We start from the raw sequence: 19349 nt of genomic DNA, 5'->3' as shown, positions 1-19349 counted from the left end.
TACAAGTCACGTTTGAGGCACTTGGCTCAAGCGACTTTGACCAGATCGGGTTCGAACCCTTCGAACGTCATCTGGTCGGCGTATTTGAAGGTGAGATCGACTGCCGGCTGGTCATGCACCGTCCAGGTGATGACAGGCATTTTCAGCTTCTCACGCACGAAGCTGACGAACGGGTTCGGCAAATCGCCCGCGGCATAGGAGGTGAAGGCGAGGTCGTGCGCCAGCATGGCGAAATGCGCCTCGATCAGCTGGTTGTCCCTGCCATAGGCCGTAAGCCCACCCGGAATGCCAGGCGCATCTTTGGGGAAGTCGCGGACCAGCCAATGATCGAACGACATGATTGCCGCCTTGCCCCTGTAGCGCTTGAGCATCTTGCCGACGCTGGCCACCAGTCCCTCGTCATAGCCGGGCACGCCCTTCAGTTCGACGACCAGCGGCACGCGGCCGTCGACAAGGTCGAGCACTTCCTGCAACGTCGGCACATGGTCCTTGGTGCCGCCGATCCTGAGTGCGGCCAGTTCCGCCCCCGTGCGTTGCCAGACGAAGCCGTCCTGACCGGTCAGCCGCTTGAGGTCGCCGTCATGCATGATGACCGGAACGCGGTCGGACGACAGGTGCACGTCGCATTCGATCGCATAACCGCGCTCGGCGGCCGCCGCGAAGGCCGACAGCGTGTTCTCCCAGCGCGTCTTGTTCATGTCGTGGAGGCCGCGATGCGCGACGGGGCGGGCGGTCAGCCAGGAAAGGTCGGTCATAGCTCAGTCCTGCTCATGCGACTTCGAAGACGGCTTCGATTTCCACTGCGGCATTAAGCGGCAGCGAGGCGGTGCCGACGGCAGAGCGGGCATGCTTGCCGCGTTCGCCAAGGACGGCGACCAGGAAATCGGACGCGCCGTTGGCGACCAGATGCTGCTCGACGAAATCCGGCATTGATGCGACGAAGACGGTGATCTTGACCAGACGCTGGATCTTTTCGAGATCGCCAAGCGCCGCCTTGGCCTGCGCCAAAATGTTGATTGCGCAGTATTTTGCACCTTCCTTGCCGGCTGCCGTGTCGACGTCGCGGCCGAGCAGGCCCCTTGCCTGCAGCTTGCCGTCCTTGAGTGGCAACTGCCCGGCGGTGAACAAGAGATTGCCAGACCTGCAATAGGGCACATAGTTCGCGGCGGGTGCAGCGGCGGCCGGTAACGTCACGCCGAGATCGCTTAGCCGCTTTTCGATTGTTTCACTCATCGTATTTCCCTATTGCTTGGAGACGCCGCGCTGGCCGGGCCGAAATTGCTATTTTTGCCTCGCTTCCGCCACGACTTTTTTTAAGCTGGACCATCTTTCCCTGCGGCCTGCCACCAGCCGCGACGATCGGAGCCCCCTATGCGCGCAACGCGCCTTGCCTTCCACGCCGTTCTTGTCCCGGCGCTGTTCTCGATGGCTCCCGCCTTTGCCGTGCCGGCATTGCAGGCGCATCGCGCCGTCTACGATCTTACGCTCAGCAAGGCGTCGGATCGTTCGGGGATCACCGGCATCTCCGGCCGCATGGTCTATGAGTTCAATGGCTCGCCCTGCGAGGGCTATACGGTAAAATTCCGTTTCGTCACCCAGATCGTCACCGGCGACAACACCAGGCTGACCGATCAGCAGACGACCACGTTCGAGGACGCGGAAGGCAAGACTTTCTCGTTCGTGACCAAATCCTTCGTCGACCAGAATCTCGACAAGGAGGTCAAGGGCACCGCCACGAAAGAGACCAAGGGCCTCAAGGTCGACATCGACAAGCCCGAGAAGAGCAGCCTCGAACTCGCCGCCACCCAGTTCCCGACCCAGCATCTGGTCGAACTGATCGGCAAGGCCGAGAAGGGCGAGAATTTCTACGAAACCAGCCTGTTCGACGGTTCGGAGGATGCCAACAAGGTGATGACCACCACCGTCATCGTCGGCAAGAAGACCGAGGGCGACAAGGCCGATCCCGAAGCGCCGGCGCTGGCCAAGCTTGCCGGCGACAAATACTGGCCGGTCGACATCGCCTATTTCGACGAGACCGACAAATCCGGCGAAGAGGTGCCGGAATACCGCATCAGCTTCAAGCTGCATGAGAACGGCATCACCCGCGACCTCACCATGGACTATGGCGAGTTCTCGATGACCGGCAAGCTGGTCAACCTGTCGCTGTTCTCCCAGACAAAGCCTTGCCCGGTCTCGAAATAACAACAATGCGGAGTTGGCAACGGCAGGCTTGATGGCGGTGCCAATGGCAGTCTATGTCGATGCGGCGATCTGGAAGTGGGCCGGTCATCGCTGGTGCCACCTGATGGCCGACGATACCGACGAGCTGCATCGTTTCGCCGCCGTGCTTGGCGTCAAGCGTTCGTCCTACCAGGGTCCGCCCAAGACATCGGCGCCGCACTATGACATAACCGGCTTCGAGCGCGACCGCGCGGTGCGGCTCGGCGCCATCGAATGCAGCCGCGAGGAGATCGTCGCGATCTTCCGGCGCGTGCGGGTACCCAACGGAAAGGGCCGATCGTGACTTTAACGGCATTCCTGGCCTACTGCCTTGCCATCACGCTTGCCGCTGCGACGCCGGGTCCGGCGATGTTCACGGTTATCACCAATGGCGTGTCGCGTGGCTTCCTGCGAGCCTTCGTCGCCGGCGTTGGCATCGCTGCCGGGGACGCGGTGTTGGTCACCCTGGCCCTGCTCGGACTGGTGGCGCTGGCCCAGACTTTCGAATGGGTGTTTCTAGCCTTGAAATACGCCGGTGCGGCCTACCTGATCTTTCTCGGCCTCAAGATGTGGCGGGCCGCGGCCGCGCAATCGACCGTACAGGGCCTGCCTCAAACCAGATTGTCGCGGTCGTTCCTGCTTGGCGCGTCCGTGGCGCTCGGCAACCCGAAGGCGATTTTGTTCCATGCTTCGATCATGCCGCTGATCCTCAACCTCGACACCATGACATTTGCCGATGGCCTGCTGGTGGTGGCCGTCGTCGTCAGCGTCAACATCCTCACCATGGGCACCTACGCCGCGCTGGCGGGCAGGGCATCCGGCTGGTTCAGGACGCCCAAACGCATGCGGCTGATGAACCGGTTCGCCGGTAGCGCCATGATCGGCACCGGAGCGCTGATTGCCGCACGCTGAGCGGTAAAGTGCCTCACCGCTTGCGTTTGTAGCACTTCCCCTCTATATGCGCGCTCATTCCACACACGGACTTTGGTGTCTGCCCGGGAGAAATCCGGCTGAAACCTCCGGTGGCGTTCGAGGACAAAGTCCAAAAATGCCTGTGTCCGTGGAGGCTAACCGGAAAGGAACTTTGAATGGCACTGCCTGATTTCAGCATGCGCCAGCTTTTGGAAGCTGGCATTCACTTCGGCCACCAGACCCACCGCTGGAACCCGAAGATGGCGCCCTACATCTACGGCGCCCGCAACAACATCCACATCATCGACCTCTCGCAGACGGTGCCTTTGCTGCACCAGGCGCTGAAGCAGGTTTCGGACACCGTCGCCAAGGGCGGCCGCGTGCTGTTCGTCGGCACCAAGCGCCAGGCGTCGGACATCGTCGCTGACGCGGCGCAGCGTTCGGCTCAGTACTACGTCAACTCGCGTTGGCTCGGCGGTATGCTGACCAACTGGAAGACGATCTCGAATTCGATCCAGCGCCTGCGCAAGCTCGACGAGATGTTGGCAGGTGAGGCCCAGGGCCTGACCAAGAAGGAACGTCTGAACCTCGACCGCGAGCGCGAGAAGCTCGACAAGGCGCTCGGCGGCATCAAGGACATGGGCTCGACGCCCGACCTGATGTTCGTCATCGACACCAACAAGGAAGCGATCGCCATCCTCGAGGCCAAGCGCCTCGGCATCCCGGTCGTCGCCATCATCGATTCGAACTGCGATCCGGACAAGATCGACTTCCCGATCCCCGGCAATGACGACGCGGCGCGCGCCATCCAGCTCTATTGCGACCTGATCGCCAAGGCTGCCATCGACGGCATCGCTCGCCAGCAGGGCGCGCTCGGCGTCGACATCGGCGCCTCGGTCGAAGCTCCGGTCGAACCGGCGCTGGATCCGACCCCGGCGGCCGAGACCCCGGAAGCCTGATAGTCGAAGGCCGGTCCCGGCCTTCATCTTTCTAATATTCTGGCACGCTAAACGGACGCATCACCGAGTACCGGTGGTGCGTCGGTGCATTTAAAACAAAGAGGCGACAATGAGCATTTCGGCTGCACAGGTCAAAGAACTCCGCGACTTGACGGGCGCGGGCATGATGGACTGCAAGGCGGCGTTGACCGAGACCAACGGCAACATGGAAGAGGCCGTCGACTGGCTGCGCAAGAAGGGCATCTCGAAGGCCGACAAGAAGGCCGGCCGCACCGCGGCAGAGGGCCTGATCGGTGTCGACAATGGCGTGCGCGAGGCTGCTGTCGTCGAAGTCAATTCCGAAACCGACTTCGTCGCCCGCAACGCTGCTTTCCAGGAAATCGTCGCCAACGTCGCCAAGGTTGCACTCGCCTATGGCACGACCGAAGCCGTGGCTGCCGCAAAGTACCCGGGTTCGGACAAGTCGGTTGCTGACACCATCAAGGACGCTGTCGGCACGATCGGCGAGAACATGGGCTTCCGCCGCTCGGCCAAGCTGACCGTTCCGCACGGCGCTGTCGCGACCTACGTCCACAACGCGGTTGCCGACGGCCTTGGCAAGCTCGGCGTGCTGGTCGCGATCGAAACCACGGGCAATGAGCATGCCGCCAACGCCTTTGGCCGCCAAGTCGCCATGCATGTCGCCGCCACCAACCCAATGGCGCTGACGGCCGAGCAGATCGATCCGGCTGCGGTGGAACGCGAAAAGGCGATCTTCTCGGACCAGGCACGCCAGTCTGGCAAGCCGGAAGCGATCATCGAAAAGATGGTCGAGGGCCGCCTGCGCAAGTTCTACGAGGAAGTCGTGCTGCTGAAGCAGGCCTTCGTGCTCAATCCCGACATCACTGTCGAGAAGGCGCTCAAGGATGCCGAGAAGGAAATCGGCGCTCCGGCCAAGATCTCCGCCTATCTGCGCTTTGCGTTGGGCGAAGGCATCGAAAAGGAGGAGACCGATTTCGCGGCGGAAGTCGCGGCTGCGGTGAAGAAATAATCCTTGGAAATAGCCCCTGAAAAGGGGCTTCTCAGCTCAGGCAACTCGGTCGGGTATCCGCAAGGATGCCCGGCCGATTTCTTGTGCGGTATCGATGAAGGCCCTGAGCTTCGGCGCCATCGACGCGCGGCGCGGGAAGTAAAGGAAGAGGCCGGGCTCTTCGATCGCCGTTTGCGGCAGGATCTGAACCAGGCGGCCGGCGGCAAGATCCGCGCGCACCAGCGGCTCGAACACATAGGTCAGCCCGACGCCGGCAAGCGCAAGGTCGATTGCGGCCAGCGAATCCGTAACGATGACAGTGCCCTTCGTCTCGACCACGACATCCTTGCCGTCCTCGGTCAGATCCCAGCGATAGAGCGCGCCGGAGCGGACAAGCCGGTAGCCGATGCAGTTGTGAATGGCCAGATCGGCCACGCTGCGCGGACGGCCATGCCGGCCGACATAGGCGGGAGAGGCGACGATGACAGCCTTGAATGGTGGCGTCAGCCGGACCGTCACCATGTCTTGCGCGATCATCTCGCCCAGCCGGATGCCGGCATCGAAACCTTCGCCGACAATGTCGATGAGTCCCTGGTCGGTGAGCAATTCAACAGTCACATCCGGATAGCGCTCCGCCATCGCCGCGACCACAGGCGTGACGGCCAGTGGAACAGCGATGTTGGGGACGTTGAGCCTGAGCAGACCCGAGGGCCGGCCCTTGATGGCGCGGATGCGATCCATCCGCTCGGCAATGTCCTGAAGCGCAGGGGCCGCCGTCTCCACCAGCGCCTTGCCGGCTTCCGTCAATGAGACGCTGCGCGTCGTGCGCGCGAACAGCGGCTGGCCGATGCGCTCCTCGACGAGGCGCACGGCGTGGCTGACGGCGGACGGGCTCATGCCGAGTTCGGCCGCGGCAAGCGCGAAGCCGCCGCGCCGGGCAACGGCAATGATCACAGGCAGATGGCTGAGCAGATCCCGATCCATTCATGCACGATATCGCATAGTACATGCAGATCATGCAACCTTATCGGGGCCAGCGTGGTGGGCCATATTGTCGCCAACACATCGGCGGCGGGCGGATGCACCGAGGAGAAGAACATGAACGCCTTGAAACACGTTACCTTCGCAGCAGGCCTTGCTTTGGCGCCGGCCGATGCCGGCGGCGCCGAGCCGTCCGGCTGGCGCGCGCTCGCCGACGAACGCGCCGTCATCCGCATTGCCGACGCCATTGACCGTGCCGTCGATGCGCAGGACTGGAAGCTTGCCCGTTCCTATTTCGCCGACCGTGTCACTGTCGACTTCAGCAGCCTGTCGGGACAGCCCGCGGCCACCATCCCCTCCGACGATCTGATAGGTACCTGGGCCGGCAACCTCCGCGGCAGCGAGACCAGCCTGCATCTGCGCACCAACCACCAGGGGGTTCTCGAGGCGGATGCGGCCACTGTCTCTTCCAACGGCTATGCCTGGAACCGGATGGAAGGCAATGGCGAACCGCTGTGGGAAGTCTGGGGCACCTATGAGCATCATCTGGTCCGCTCCGGCGCCGGCTGGAAAGTCGACGGCTTCATTTTCCGCGCCACGCATGAGCGCGGCAATCCCTGGGTCAAGGCAACCCCCGGCCAGTAAGTCGGCATCATTCAGATCAGCATCGGAAGAAACATCATGACCATGACCTATTACACGCTCGGCAACAGCGGCCTGCGCGTCAGCCGGCTGGCGCTGGGCACCATGACCTTCGGCACGGAATGGGGCTGGGGGGCGGACAGGGAAACGGCGCGCGCCATGGTCGACGCCTATGTCGAGGCCGGCGGCAATTTCTTCGACACTGCCGATCTCTACACCGGCGGCACGAGCGAGACCTGGCTCGGCGAATTCATCGCCGAGCGCGGCTTGCGCGACAAGGCGGTGATCGCCACCAAATTCACCTTCAACGCGGACCCTGGCAATCCCAACGCCGGCGGCAATGGGCGCAAGAACATCTTGCGCGCCGTCGATGCTTCGCTGAAGCGGTTAGGCACCGATTACATCGACCTCTACCTCCTCCATGTCTGGGATCAGCTGACGCCAGCCGAAGAGGTCATGCGCACGATGGACGATCTCGTGCGTGCAGGCAAAATTCGCCATGTCGGCCTGTCCGACGTGCCGGCCTGGTATGCTGCCCGCGCGCAAACGATCGCCGAATTGCGCGGCTATGAACCGGTGTCGGCCCTGCAGCTCGAATATTCGCTGGCCGAACGCTCGATTGAAAATGAGTTCGTGCCCTTCGGCACCCGCCATGGCGCCGGCATCATGGTGTGGAGCCCGCTGGCCAGCGGCCTGCTCAGCGGCAAATACCGGCCGACGCAGGATGGTAATGCCGGCCGGCTCGACGGCTTTCGCAACACCACCCATCCGGGATTTCAGAAGTTCACCGAGCGCAACTGGGCGATCGTGGCGGAGCTCGAAAAGGTCGCCGCCGAGCTCGGGCGCAGCATGGCCCAGGTCGCGGTCAACTGGGTGGCAACGCAGCCGGGCATCGCCACGGTGATCCTTGGCGCCACGAAGCTGGCCCAGTTGCAGGACAATCTGGCGGCGCTGGATTTCACGATCCCCACCGAGTTTCGCGCGCGGCTGGATACGGTCAGCAAGACACCGCCGCCATTCCCGTACTCCTATTTCGGTTCCGAGATCCAGGCTCGGGTTACCGGTGGCGCCGTGACCGGCGACAAGCCGCCCTTCTATGCGCCGTCGCTGCTTGTCCAAGGCGACGCCGTCAGCATCACCAGCAACTGACAGGCCGCGACGGGGACGCGAATTGGGCGAGGGGCGCCGCGTGACATCGCGGCGCCCTTCGTGTATCGGAACTCGCATCGCGCCAGCGGCGGCGGCGCCCGCGCGAGGGCGGCCTGCCCAGGCGCGCCACACGCAATAATGACGAGGTCCAGATGACGGCAAAGCCCCTCTATCGACGTGTCTTGCTGAAAGCATCGGGCGAAGCGTTGATGGGCGAGCAACATTTCGGCATCGATGTCTCGGTCGTCGACCGCATCGCCGCCGATATCGCCGAAGCCCGCGCGCTCGGCATCGAGGTCGGCGTCGTCATCGGTGGCGGCAATATCTTTCGCGGCGTGGCGGTGGCGTCCAAGGGTGGCGACCGCGTTACCGGCGACCATATGGGCATGCTTGCCACGGTCATCAACTCGCTGGCGCTGCGCACCTCGCTGAACAAGATCGGCGTCGATGCCGTCGTACTGTCGGCGATCGCCATGCCAGAACTGTGCGAGAGTTTTTCCCAGCGCCAGGCCACCGCCTATATGAACCAGGGCAAGGTCGTCATTTTCGCCGGCGGTACCGGCAATCCGTTTTTCACCACCGATTCGGCCGCAGCCTTGCGCGCCGCCGAGATCGGCGCCGACGCTCTGTTCAAGGGCACCCAGGTCGACGGTGTTTATTCAGCCGATCCCAAGAAGGATCCGAATGCGACCCGCTTCGAGCGCATCAGCCACGCCGAAGTCATCAACAAGGGCCTTTCGATCATGGATACCGCCGCAATTGCACTTGCGCGCGAAAACAACATCCCGATAATCGTCTATTCGATCCACGAAAAAGGTGGTTTCGGCGATATTCTGAGGGGCGGCGGCCGTTGCACGATCGTCGCCGACGAGTGATCCGGAGTATACTCTCCGGAAAGGGGATCAGTTTTTTGAAAGCGGGCTATTCGGCCCTAAGCAGTGAACCCGGGTCAAACGGGTCGAGGAGACTAAGATGAGTGGTGAGTTCGACGACCTCAAGCGGCGCATGGATGGCGCGATCGCAGCCTTCAAGCACGACCTGGCTTCGCTGCGCACCGGCCGCGCCTCCAGCAATCTGCTCGACGCCATCCAGGTCCAGGCCTATGGCACCACCATGCCGATCAACCAGGTGGCGAACGTGTCGGTGCCGGAGCCGCGCATGATTTCGGTCTCAGTCTGGGATAAGTCGATGGTCGGCGCCGTCGACCGCGCTATTAGAGAATCCAATCTCGGCTTCAATCCGATCGTCGATGGCACCAATCTCAGGATTCCGCTGCCCGAGCTCAACGAGCAGCGCCGCAAGGAACTGGTCAAGATTTCGCACGGCTACGCCGAGAACGCCCGCGTTGCGGCGCGCCATGTCCGCCGCGACGGCATGGACTTCTTGAAGAAGGCGGAAAAGGACGGCGATATCAGCGAGGACGATCAGCGCAAGCGCTCCGATCAGGTCCAGAAGCTGACCGACGAAACGATCAGTACGATCGATCACCTGCTTTCCGATAAGGAAGCTGAAATCATGCAGGTTTAGGGTCGGCCCACACCGGCTCGAAAGCGAGACCATGGCAACGCCCGCGCATGTCGCGATCATCATGGATGGAAACGGACGCTGGGCCAAGGCGCGCGGCTTGCCGCGGCTTGCTGGCCATCGCGCCGGCGTCGAGGCGCTGCGCAAGACGGTGCGCGCAGCGCCCGGTCTCGGCATTTCCTTCCTGACCGTCTATGCCTTTTCGTCGGAAAACTGGTCGCGGCCCAAATCCGAAGTCAGCGACCTGATGGGGCTGTTGAAGCTGTTCATCCGCCGCGATCTGGCCGAACTGCACCAGAGCGGCGTGCGCGTCAGAATCATCGGCGACAGGGCAGGGCTGCAGCCGGACATTAGAGGCCTGCTCGAAGAGGCCGAATCGCTGACCGCCCGCAATGAAGCGCTGACGCTTATCATCGCCTTCAACTATGGCGGGCGCGACGAGATCGTGCGCACGGCGCGCAAGCTCGCAGCCGCTGTAGCGCGCGGCGAGATCGACGCAGAGGCGATCACGGCGGAATCTTTTGCCGGCGCCCTCGATACCGCGGGCATTCCCGACCCGGAGCTGGTCATCCGCACCAGCGGCGAGCTTCGGCTGTCGAACTTCCTTTTGTGGCAGGCAGCCTACAGCGAACTGGTCTTCCTGCCTTGCTACTGGCCCGATTTCAGCCGCGAACACCTGGCCGACGCACTGCGCGACTTCGCCGGCCGCGAGCGCCGCTTCGGCGGGCTCGCCGCCCAAGATGTCGCCGCCTCGTGACCGGCGGCGGGATGAACAATCTTCAGCTTCGCATCGTCTCGGCGCTGGTGCTGGCTGCAATAGCACTTGGCCTGACCTGGTTGGGCGGGCTGTGGTTCCGCTTGCTTTGCGCCGGCATGGCGGCAGTCATCTTCTATGAATGGGCGCGCATGTCGCGCCCTGCGGCCGGTGCGGCCCTCGGATTCGTTCCAGAGGCGTTGCTTCTGGTTTTCGTCGGCGCCCTGATCGCCGGCGTGCCGGCGTCGTGGCTGCTGTCTCTTGTCCTGGCCATGGTTGTCGTCGCGGCGGTCGGCGCACGTATGCGCGGAGCCGCGCAATGGGATGCCGCCGGCCTCGCCTACGCAGCGCTGTCCGGCCTGTCGCTGGCGCTATTGCGCGACGGCGACCGTTCCGGCCTGGTCGCGATCCTGTTTTTGTTCGCCGTGGTCTGGGCGACCGACATCTTTGCGTATTTCGTCGGCCGCGCCGTCGGCGGGCCTAAGCTTGCGCCATCGATTTCACCCGGCAAGACGCAGAGCGGCGCGCTTGGCGGTGCTGTCGGCGGCGTGGTCGCCGGCGTGCTTCTGGCTGCCGCCGCCGGGGCCGGCAATCTTGGCGTCCTCGCTTTGGTCGCGTTGGTGTTGTCTATTGTCGCCCAGGCTGGCGACCTCTTCGAATCCTGGGTCAAGCGCCGGCACGGCCGCAAGGATTCCAGCGCGTTGATACCAGGACACGGCGGCGTCATGGACAGGGTGGATGGGCTTGTCGCGGCGGCTTTTGCCCTATACGTCATCGGTTGGATTTCGGCGGGCGCCGATCATCCGGCGCAGGGGCTTTTTCCGGCTTGAGCGGCATTTGACGGCGAAGAAATGGCGCGTGCCACGGATTCGCCTGGATTGATGTCACAGTCGCGGCGTCACCTTTTCGCCGTGGGTGAATTTGAGGGCACGACTTGAACGAGATACTTCACGCGTTTTTCAGCACGCAAGGCTTTGTCCTCGGCACGCTGGTGCCGTTTCTGTTCGTGCTGACCGTCGTCGTCTTCGTTCACGAAATGGGCCACTACCTCGTCGGCCGCTGGTGCGGCATCGGCGTAAAAGCCTTCTCGATCGGCTTCGGCCCCGAGCTTTTCGGCTTCAACGACAGCCACGGCACGCGCTGGAAGCTTTGCGCCATACCGCTTGGCGGCTATGTCAAATTCGTCGGCGACATGAGCGCCACGTCGAGCCAGCCCGGCACGGAAGAGCTGGAGAAGCTGACCGATGCCGAACGCGAAGTTGCCTTCCACACACGGCCGATCTGGAAGCGCGCGGCCACGGTGGTTGCCGGGCCGCTGTTCAACTTCCTTTTGACCATCGCCGTCTTCACCGTGATGTTTTCTCTCTATGGCCGCCCTGTGCTGGAGCCGATGGTGGCTCAAGTCACCGCCGGTAGCCCGGCGGAAAAGGCCGGCATTTTGCCCGGCGATCGATTCGTCGCCGTCAACGGCAGCAAGGTTGAGACCTTCGCCGACGTCCAGCGCCTTGTGCAGGGTCGCGCCGGCGACTCGCTCACCTTCACCATGCTGCGCGATGGCAAGGAGATCACCGTCACCGCGACGCCGGAGTTGATGGAACAGCAGGACGCGCTGGGCAACAAGACCAAGGTGGCCGTCATCGGCGTGGTCAACAACAAGGAGCTCGGCCAGCCGAGGGTGATCACCTACAGTCCGATTGCCGCGCTCGGAGCGGCGGTTGAGCAGACGGGGCAGGCCATTCAGGGCACTGGCCACTTCCTGCAGCGTTTCGTTGTCGGCCGCGAGGACAAATGCCAGCTGGGCGGTCCGATCAAGATCGCCAAGATGTCGGGCCAGGCGGCCAAACTCGGCTTCGAATGGCTGGTGCAACTTGTTGCATTGCTGTCAGTCGGGATCGGAATTCTGAACCTTTTGCCGATTCCCCCCCTCGACGGCGGCCATCTCCTGTTCTACGCCATCGAAGCCGTTTTCCGACGTCCGGTATCGGAGCGGATGATGGAAATGGGGTACCGGGCCGGCCTCTTTCTGGTGCTGGGATTTATGGGCTTCGTTTTCTGGAACGATCTGTTTGGGTGCTGAAATCATGAAGAAATTCGGCTTCGGCACCGGCAATGTTGAGACGCCGTTTACCATGCACGGGGGTATGCGTGACGCGAAAGCCACGCATCAGGGTTAAGTAATTACAAATTAACCAGAAGCCTTGCGTGTAGGGAAAATCCGGTTAATACGGTAGGGGAAATTACCGCACGTCCGGTTTTCTCGCCGTGGGGACTTCGAGAAAAGGTACAAAAGCCCGATGAAGGCAGCATCCAAGTTTTTGAGCGCCGCGTCCGCGGTGGCTATGTCCGCCGCTCTGGTTGTGCCAGGCGCTCTTGCCGTGCAGTTCGTTGCCACATCTGCTGCGCAGGCGGCCGTTGTTTCGAGAGTCGAGGTCAGCGGCAACCAGCGTGTCGACGCCGACACCATCCGCAATTACATCTCGATCAAGCCCGGCAAGGCGTTTTCCAGCGCCGATATCGACGATGCGGTCAAGGCGCTGTTCGGCACCGGGCTGTTCTCGGACGTCCAGATCAACCAGGTCGGCTCGGCGCTGGTCGTCAAGGTGTCTGAATATCAGGTGGTCAACCAGGTCCTGTTCCAGGGCAACAAGAAGCTCAAGGACAACGCGCTGGCAATTGCGGTGCAGTTGAAGCCGCGCAGCACGTTCTCACAGGCAACGCTGGATTCCGACGTCGAGGCGGTAAAGGCCGCCTACAGGCGCATCGGTCGTGACGATGCCGCCGTGACCACGCAGATCATGGATCTCGGCGACAACCGCGTGAACGTCGTCTTCAACATCAACGAAGGTGGCCGCACCAAGATCGCCGCAGTCAATTTCGTCGGCAACAGCGCCTATTCGAGCCGTCGCCTGTCCGACGTCATCGCCACCAAGCGCTCGAGCATCCTGTCCTTTGTGCTGCGCGACGACGTCTATGACGAGGACAAGCTGCGCGCCGACCAGGAGACGCTGCGTCGCTTCTACTACAATCACGGCTATGCCGACTTCCAGGTGGTCTCCGCAGTCGGTGAACTCGACGACACCACCAATCAGTACACCGTCACCATCACCGTGCAGGAAGGCGACCGCTACACGTTCGGCGATGTCAGCGTCGAGAGCACCATTCCGGAAGTCGATTCGAAGTCGCTGGAATCGGTGGTCCAGACCCACAAGGGCGATGTCTACAACGCCAAGGATGTCGAGGACACGATCATCGCGCTGACCGAGAAAGTCGCGGGTTCGGGCTATGCCTTCGCCCAGGTGACGCCGCGCGGCGACCGCAACTTCGAGAACCACACCATTTCGGTCGTCTATACGATCGACCAGGGCACAAAGGCATATATCGAGCGCATCGAAATACGCGGCAACGATCGCACGCGCGACTATGTCATTCGCCGTGAATTCGACGTCAGCGAAGGTGACGCCTTCAACCAGGTTTTGATCCAGCGCGCGAAGAAGCGGCTGGAAGCGCTGGATTATTTTGAAAAAGTCGACATTTCGACTGTTCCGGGCTCCGAACCTGATCAGGTCGTGCTGGTGGTCGACGTGGTCGAGAAATCGACCGGCGAGTTCTCGGTCGGTGCCGGCTATTCGACCGGTGGCGAGACTGCAGGCCCGTCCGTCGAAGGATCGATCGCGGAGCGCAACTTCCTCGGTCGCGGCCAGTACATCAAGGTCTCGGCCGGCGGCGGCAAGAATTCGCGCGACTACAGCCTCTCCTTCACCGAGCCCTATTTCCTCGGACGCCGTATCGCAGCTGGCTTCGATATCTTCCAGCAGACCCGGAATTTCAGCAAATACGACAGCGAGACGCTGGGCGCGACAGTTCGGTTCGGTTTGCCGATCACCGACAATATCTCGACCCAGCTGGCGTACAATATCACCCAGGAGAAGTACAAGCTCGACGACGGTTGCGATGACACGCCTCACGATGGCGTTCCCGACGCCGACTGCGATATATCTCCTGCGATCGTCGAGGGAATTGACGAAAGCCCGTGGATCAAGTCATCGGTTAGCCTTGGGCTGGTCTACAACACCATCGACGACATGAAGAGCCCGCATGAAGGTATCTACGCCACCACGACGGTGGAAGTGGCTGGCCTTGGTGGTGATGCTAAATTCGTCAAGGTTACCGGTCGTGGCACTGTCTACCAGACCTTGTCCGAACAACTGGATCTGGTCGGCCTGATCTCAGGCGGCGCTGGCCATATTGCGGGCTATGGCGATAACGGCCTGCGTATCTTCGATCAGTTCCAGAGCAACGACCGCATGATCCGCGGCTTCGAGTATGGTGGTATTGGCCCTGCGGACATTAATACAGATGACCACCTAGGCGGCACTACTTATTTCAATGCCTCGGCGGAAGCCCAGTTCCCTGTGCCAGTCATCCCGGAAAGTTTCGGCCTGCGTGGCGCTGTGTTTGCAGATGCCGCCACACTATATGGCAGCGCGATTGACACCCCTGGTGTCACCCAAACCTCAACTGACATGAAGCTGCGCGCCTCGGTTGGTGTCGGCTTGTTGTGGTCGTCGCCTTTCGGCCCGATCCGCATCGACTATGCGATCCCGGTCAAGAAAGAGTCGACCGACGACGTGCAGGAATTCAACTTCGGCATGTCGAGCCGCTTCTGACGTTCGGGTAACGATGCTTCCGGGCCGTTGGGGTCCGGAAGAAACTGATCCGACCTAGCTGGATATTGCTTCTGGAATGACCGATCCGGTGTTCTTCGCGCCATCACGCCGGTATACGGCCGGCGAAGTCGCGAATCTGACCGGCGCGGCGCTAGTCGATTCCGACCTTGCCCACATATCGATCGACGCCTTGGCGCCAGCCAGTGAAGGCGCCGAGGGTGCGCTCGTTTTCGTCGACGGCAAGCGCAATTTCACGCTGATGCAGTCGCTGAAGGCGGCGGCCGTGCTGTGTCCCACCGAATTCGCCGCCAAGGCGCCGGCCGGCATCGCGGTTCTGGTCCATCCTCGACCGCAACAGGCTTTCGCCATGATCGGCCGGCTGCTGTTCCCGATGGCGGCCACTCCGGGACCGATGACCAGCGAAACCGGGGTCTCGCCGCAGGCTCATGTCGATGCCTCGGCGCATATCGAGGCCGGCGCGATCATCGAAGCCGGAGCGGTCATCGGCCCACGCGCTTCCATCGGCAGCGGAACGGTCATTGCGCCCCACGCCGTTATCGGCCCCTCCTGCCAGATCGGCCGCGATGGCTATATTGGTCCAGGCGTGAGCGTCCAGTATGCCCTCATCGGCAACCGCGTCATCATCCACGGTGGCGCCCGCATTGGCCAGGACGGGTTTGGCTTCGTCGGCGGTGCCAAAGGGCCGGAGCGTGTGCCGCAGATCGGCCGCGTCATCATCCAGGACGATGTCGAAATCGGCTCGAACACGACAGTCGATCGCGGCGCCATGTCGGATACAGTCATCGGCCAGGGCACCAAGATCGACAATCTGGTGCAGATCGCCCATAACGTTCGCATCGGCCGCAATTGCATTATAGCCGGGCTTTCGGGTATCTCCGGCTCCGTCGTCGTCGGCGATGGTGTCACCATGGGCGGCGGCGTTGGCCTTGCCGATCATTTGACCATAGGATCGGGGGCCAAGCTTGCGGCGAGAAGCGGGTTCATGAGCAACGTGCCGGCGGGCGAGATCTGGGGAGGCTATCCGGCGCAGCCGATGGCGGAAGCCATGCGCGAGATCGCCATGCTGCGCAAGCTCGCCAGGACGCGCAAGCAGGGCGAGGGGGGAAGTAGCTGAGATGGTGCCGGCGACGCTCGAAGCGGTCGATATATTGGGGTTGATGAAGCTTTTGCCGCATCGCTATCCCTTCCTGATGATCGACCGCATTGTCGAGATCGATGGCAACGACTCGGCCATCGGCATCAAGAACGTGACCATCAATGAGCCGCATTTCCAGGGCCATTTCCCGGACCAGCCGGTGATGCCGGGCGTGCTGATCGTCGAGGCCATGGCACAGACGGCCGGCGCGATCTGCATTCGCAGCCTCAACACAGAAAAGCCGTCACTGGTCTATTTCCTGACCATCGACAACGCGAAATTCCGCAAACCGGTCGTTCCGGGCGACCAGCTGAAGATCCACGTCAAGAAAATCAAAATGCGCGGCAACCTGCTCAAATTCGCCTGCGAGGCCATGGTGGAAGGCGCAAAGGCCGCCGAAGCCGAGATCTCGGCAATGATGGTTACCGGCTGACGGTTCGACATGCTCATGAAAATACAGACTTCAATCCATCCCTCGGCCGTTATCGAGGCCGGTGCCCAAATTGGCGAAGGCGCCTCCATCGGACCTTTCTGCTTTGTCGGCGCTGACGCCGTGATCGGTGACCGGGTCGAACTGGTCAGCCATGTCTCGGTGCTGGGTGCGACCACCATCGGCGCCGGGACCAAGGTCTATCCGATGGCGACACTGGGCGGGCCGCCACAAAACACCAAGCACAAAGGCGGCCGCACCACATTGGTTATCGGCCAGAACTGCACGATCCGCGAAGGCGCGACCATGCATCTCGGCACCGATTCCAGCCGTGGCGAGACGACCGTGGGGGACAACGGCAATTTCCTTGCCTATGCCCACATTGCTCATGACTGCGTCGTGGGCAACAACGCTACCTTCGCCAATGGGGCCACGCTGGGCGGCCATTGCGAGGTCGGCAACAATGTCTATATCGGTGGCCTGACGGCCGTTCATCAGTTTGTCCGTATCGGCGACAACGCCTTTCTCGGCGGCTGCTCGGCAATCGTTGGCGATGTCATCCCCTACGCCATTGCCGTCGGCAACCGCGCCAGCCTGCGCGGCCTCAACATCATCGGCCTGAAGCGCTCAGGCCTGTCGCGCGCTGAAATCCAGGTGCTGCGCAAGACTTACAAGACGATCTTCGACCGCTCCCGCACCGTCGGTGAAAACATCGAATTCGCCAAGGCCGAGTTCGCCTCGTCGCCGACCGCAATGAAAATCATCGATTTCATCACCAGTCGCGGCAAGCGGCACTATGCCGTCCCGTCGCTTAAAGGTGGCGCCGGCGACGATGCCGATGACGAAGACTGAGGCCAGCTCAACGGGCCTCGATCTCGCGCCGGACGCCAGGGTCGGCATCATTGCCGGCGGCGGCAGCCTGCCGGTCGAAGTTGCCGCCGGCCTGGCAGAGGCCGGACATCCGCCGGTCATTATCCTGGTCGAAGGCCAGGCCGACCGTCAGTCCGAGCTCACCGTCTATGAGCATGAAAGCCTCGCCCTGGAAGACATTGGCTCGCTGGTTGCGTTGCTGAGGCGACGACGGATCACCCATCTTGTGCTTGCCGGCGAGATCAGACGCAGGCCGCGGCTGGTCGACATGCGGCCGAGCCTTGGGCTACTCGCGCTGATACCCTCGGTCGCCATGGCGCTTGCGCGCGGCGATGACGGCCTGTTGAAGATATTGACCCGCGGCCTGGAGGCGCGCGGCATCAAGGTTGTCGGCGCGCATGAGGTCGTGCCCCGGCTTGTCGCGACCGAAGGGCCGCTGACCAAGGCCGTGCCGCGAAAATCTGACTGGCGAGATATCGAGGCGGCACATGCGGCGGCAAAGGCTATCGGCGCGCTCGACATCGGTCAGGCTGCCATCGCCATCGGTGGTCGCACTATTGCCCTGGAAGGCGTCGAGGGTACTCACGGACTGCTCGAGCGGACGCAGCAGCTGCGCGGCCATGGCAGGCTCGCCGGCAAGACGCGCGGTGTCCTGGTCAAATGTGCAAAGCCCGGCCAGGAACTGCGCGCAGATCTGCCGTCTATCGGTCCGCAGACGGTCGAGGCAGCACACGCCGCCGGGCTTGCCGGCATTGCCGTCGAGGCCGGCCGTTCGCTGATCCTCGAAGGTCCCGTCGTTCTCGCGCGCGCCAATGCACTTGGCCTGTTCGTGTATGGCCTGCCGGCCGTGGAGCCTGGCCATGGCAGCTGAGAAGCCGCTGAAGATCGCCATCGTCGCCGGCGAAGAGTCCGGTGACTTGTTGGGCGCCGACATCGTCCAGTCGCTGAAGCGCATGACCGGGCGCGATATCAGACTGGTCGGCATTGGCGGGCGGCATCTGCAGGCGCTCGGGCTGGTGCCGCTGTTCGACGGGGCCGAGATCGCGCTGATGGGGCTCAGCGCCATTCTACGCGACCTGCCGCGCCTGATGCGGCGCATCGGCCAGACGGCTAATGCCGTCGCTGCTGAGAAACCCGACTGTCTGATCACCATCGACAGCCCTGACTTTTCTTTGCGCGTGGCCAAAAAGGTCCGCGCTGCCGATCCTTCCATCCTGATCGTCCACTATGTCTGCCCGAGTGTCTGGGCGTGGCGGCCGGGCAGAGCGGTGGCGATGAAGCCCTATGTCGACCACATACTGTGCATCCTGCCTTTCGAGGTGAAGGAGCTCAGCCGCCTCGGCGGTCCGCCCGGAACCTATGTCGGACACCGCCTCACGCATGATCCGGGTGTGCTCAGCGCGGCAAGGGCGCAAGGCCAGCCGCGCGATTTCTCAGGGGACCGCGTCAAGACACTGCTTGTGCTGCCCGGATCGCGGCGCGGCGAGGTAAGCCGGCTTATCGATCCCTTCGGCCAGACGATCTCGGCGCTGCGCGCGCGCGGACACCGCCTGCGCCTGCTGTTGCCCACGGTGCCGCATGTCGCTGACCTGGTCAAAACATCGGTCGCGCGCTGGGATGAAAAGCCAGAGATCATCCTCGATGCCGAGCGCAAATGGCAGGCCTTCGGCAAGGCCGATGCGGCGCTGATTGCTTCGGGAACGGTATCGCTCGAACTGGCGCTGTCTGGTGTGCCGATGATCTCATGCTACCGGCTCGATCCGGTGATGCGCATGGTCCAGGGGCTGGTCACGGTGTGGAGCGCCACCTTGCCCAATCTGATCGCCGACCAGGCGATCGTGCCGGAGCACTACAACCAATATGTGCGAGCGCGCTATCTGGCGCGGCAGCTCGAGGCTCTGTTTTCAGACACAGCCTATCGCACCTGGCAAAAGGACGGTTTTGCCGAGGTTGCCAGGCGCATGGCCACTGACAAGCCCTCCGGCGATATCGCGGCGGAAGTCGTTCTCCGTCACATCAAGCTTCGTCACTCCAACTAAAAAGCGCCCTTGCGGGCGCTCTTTGCAGTGTCATGGC

Annotated in this window: 21 protein-coding genes; 18 read left to right on the top strand and 3 right to left on the bottom strand. The window is 62.6% G+C overall.

Features of this window, described 5'->3' with window-relative positions; translation table 11 throughout:
• Positions 1-26: 26 nt before the first annotated feature.
• Complete coding sequence (locus tag AC1DXM_RS08230; RefSeq protein ID WP_477232612.1) at positions 27-755, bottom strand: glycerophosphodiester phosphodiesterase; 729 nt, start codon at positions 753-755, stop codon at positions 27-29.
• A 13-nt stretch (positions 756-768) separates the two neighbouring features.
• Positions 769-1233, bottom strand: a complete 465-nt coding sequence (locus tag AC1DXM_RS08225) for a RidA family protein (RefSeq protein WP_477232611.1) — start codon at positions 1231-1233, stop codon at positions 769-771.
• A gap of 138 nt (positions 1234-1371) precedes the next feature.
• On the opposite strand from AC1DXM_RS08225, the gene AC1DXM_RS08220 reads away from it, so the two are divergent.
• From AC1DXM_RS08220 to tsf, 5 genes are all read left to right on the top strand, one after another.
• On the top strand, positions 1372-2202 hold the full coding sequence (locus AC1DXM_RS08220; RefSeq protein WP_352586969.1) for a cell envelope integrity EipB family protein: 831 nt from the start codon (positions 1372-1374) through the stop codon (positions 2200-2202).
• A 43-nt stretch (positions 2203-2245) separates the two neighbouring features.
• Positions 2246-2524 carry a DUF4031 domain-containing protein gene (locus tag AC1DXM_RS08215; protein ID WP_112561631.1) on the top strand — a complete coding sequence of 93 codons (279 nt, stop codon included), beginning with the start codon at positions 2246-2248 and terminating at the stop codon, positions 2522-2524.
• The gene (locus AC1DXM_RS08210; protein ID WP_477232610.1) at positions 2521-3132 is read left to right on the top strand and encodes a LysE family translocator; all 612 of its coding nucleotides are present in this window, start codon (positions 2521-2523) and stop codon (positions 3130-3132) included. The genes AC1DXM_RS08215 and AC1DXM_RS08210 overlap by 4 nt, the downstream gene beginning before the upstream one ends.
• A gap of 176 nt (positions 3133-3308) precedes the next feature.
• A complete protein-coding gene (gene rpsB / locus AC1DXM_RS08205; protein ID WP_142865747.1) occupies positions 3309-4091 on the top strand; it encodes a 30S ribosomal protein S2 in 783 nt (260 codons plus the stop codon).
• 109 nt (positions 4092-4200) lie between these two features.
• Positions 4201-5121 (top strand): translation elongation factor Ts, encoded by a 921-nt coding sequence (gene tsf / locus AC1DXM_RS08200; protein WP_181057059.1) that lies wholly within the window; start codon positions 4201-4203, stop codon positions 5119-5121.
• Positions 5122-5157: 36 nt separating this feature from the next.
• On the opposite strand, the gene AC1DXM_RS08195 is transcribed toward tsf, so the two are convergent.
• A complete protein-coding gene (locus AC1DXM_RS08195; protein ID WP_477232609.1) occupies positions 5158-6084 on the bottom strand; it encodes a LysR family transcriptional regulator in 927 nt (308 codons plus the stop codon).
• A 114-nt stretch (positions 6085-6198) separates the two neighbouring features.
• Between AC1DXM_RS08195 and AC1DXM_RS08190 the strand changes: the two genes are divergently transcribed.
• The 13 genes from AC1DXM_RS08190 to lpxB all read left to right on the top strand — a co-directional run bounded on the left by AC1DXM_RS08190 (position 6199) and on the right by lpxB (position 19312).
• On the top strand, positions 6199-6726 hold the full coding sequence (locus tag AC1DXM_RS08190) for a nuclear transport factor 2 family protein (protein WP_477232608.1): 528 nt from the start codon (positions 6199-6201) through the stop codon (positions 6724-6726).
• Positions 6727-6762: 36 nt separating this feature from the next.
• Positions 6763-7872: an aldo/keto reductase gene (locus tag AC1DXM_RS08185; protein WP_477232607.1), complete on the top strand. Its 1110-nt coding sequence runs from the start codon at positions 6763-6765 to the stop codon at positions 7870-7872.
• A 152-nt stretch (positions 7873-8024) separates the two neighbouring features.
• Positions 8025-8747: a UMP kinase gene (gene pyrH / locus AC1DXM_RS08180; protein ID WP_023671026.1), complete on the top strand. Its 723-nt coding sequence runs from the start codon at positions 8025-8027 to the stop codon at positions 8745-8747.
• A 97-nt stretch (positions 8748-8844) separates the two neighbouring features.
• Positions 8845-9399, top strand: coding sequence for a ribosome recycling factor (frr, locus tag AC1DXM_RS08175; RefSeq protein ID WP_112561637.1), 555 nt, complete (start codon positions 8845-8847; stop codon positions 9397-9399).
• Between the two features lie 31 nt (positions 9400-9430).
• Positions 9431-10153, top strand: a complete 723-nt coding sequence (locus AC1DXM_RS08170) for an isoprenyl transferase (protein ID WP_477232606.1) — start codon at positions 9431-9433, stop codon at positions 10151-10153.
• Positions 10154-10164: 11 nt separating this feature from the next.
• A complete protein-coding gene (locus tag AC1DXM_RS08165; RefSeq protein WP_477232605.1) occupies positions 10165-10980 on the top strand; it encodes a phosphatidate cytidylyltransferase in 816 nt (271 codons plus the stop codon).
• A gap of 104 nt (positions 10981-11084) precedes the next feature.
• Positions 11085-12227 (top strand): RIP metalloprotease RseP, encoded by a 1143-nt coding sequence (gene rseP, locus AC1DXM_RS08160; RefSeq protein WP_477232604.1) that lies wholly within the window; start codon positions 11085-11087, stop codon positions 12225-12227.
• A 217-nt stretch (positions 12228-12444) separates the two neighbouring features.
• On the top strand, positions 12445-14817 hold the full coding sequence (gene bamA, locus AC1DXM_RS08155; RefSeq protein WP_477232603.1) for an outer membrane protein assembly factor BamA: 2373 nt from the start codon (positions 12445-12447) through the stop codon (positions 14815-14817).
• 76 nt (positions 14818-14893) lie between these two features.
• A complete protein-coding gene (gene lpxD, locus AC1DXM_RS08150) occupies positions 14894-15952 on the top strand; it encodes a UDP-3-O-(3-hydroxymyristoyl)glucosamine N-acyltransferase (protein WP_477232602.1) in 1059 nt (352 codons plus the stop codon).
• A gap of 1 nt (position 15953) precedes the next feature.
• A complete protein-coding gene (gene fabZ / locus AC1DXM_RS08145; RefSeq protein ID WP_142865736.1) occupies positions 15954-16406 on the top strand; it encodes a 3-hydroxyacyl-ACP dehydratase FabZ in 453 nt (150 codons plus the stop codon).
• Between the two features lie 15 nt (positions 16407-16421).
• Positions 16422-17255 carry an acyl-ACP--UDP-N-acetylglucosamine O-acyltransferase gene (gene lpxA, locus AC1DXM_RS08140; RefSeq protein WP_477232601.1) on the top strand — a complete coding sequence of 278 codons (834 nt, stop codon included), beginning with the start codon at positions 16422-16424 and terminating at the stop codon, positions 17253-17255.
• Complete coding sequence (locus tag AC1DXM_RS08135; protein WP_477232600.1) at positions 17242-18144, top strand: LpxI family protein; 903 nt, start codon at positions 17242-17244, stop codon at positions 18142-18144. Before lpxA ends, AC1DXM_RS08135 begins: the two co-directional genes overlap by 14 nt.
• Positions 18134-19312 (top strand): lipid-A-disaccharide synthase, encoded by a 1179-nt coding sequence (gene lpxB / locus AC1DXM_RS08130; RefSeq protein ID WP_477232599.1) that lies wholly within the window; start codon positions 18134-18136, stop codon positions 19310-19312. Before AC1DXM_RS08135 ends, lpxB begins: the two co-directional genes overlap by 11 nt.
• Positions 19313-19349 lie beyond the last annotated feature (37 nt).

The sequence above is a fragment of the Mesorhizobium sp. P3_A2 genome, from assembly GCF_056403115.1.
This window is presented reverse-complemented; position numbering and strand designations above follow the sequence as displayed.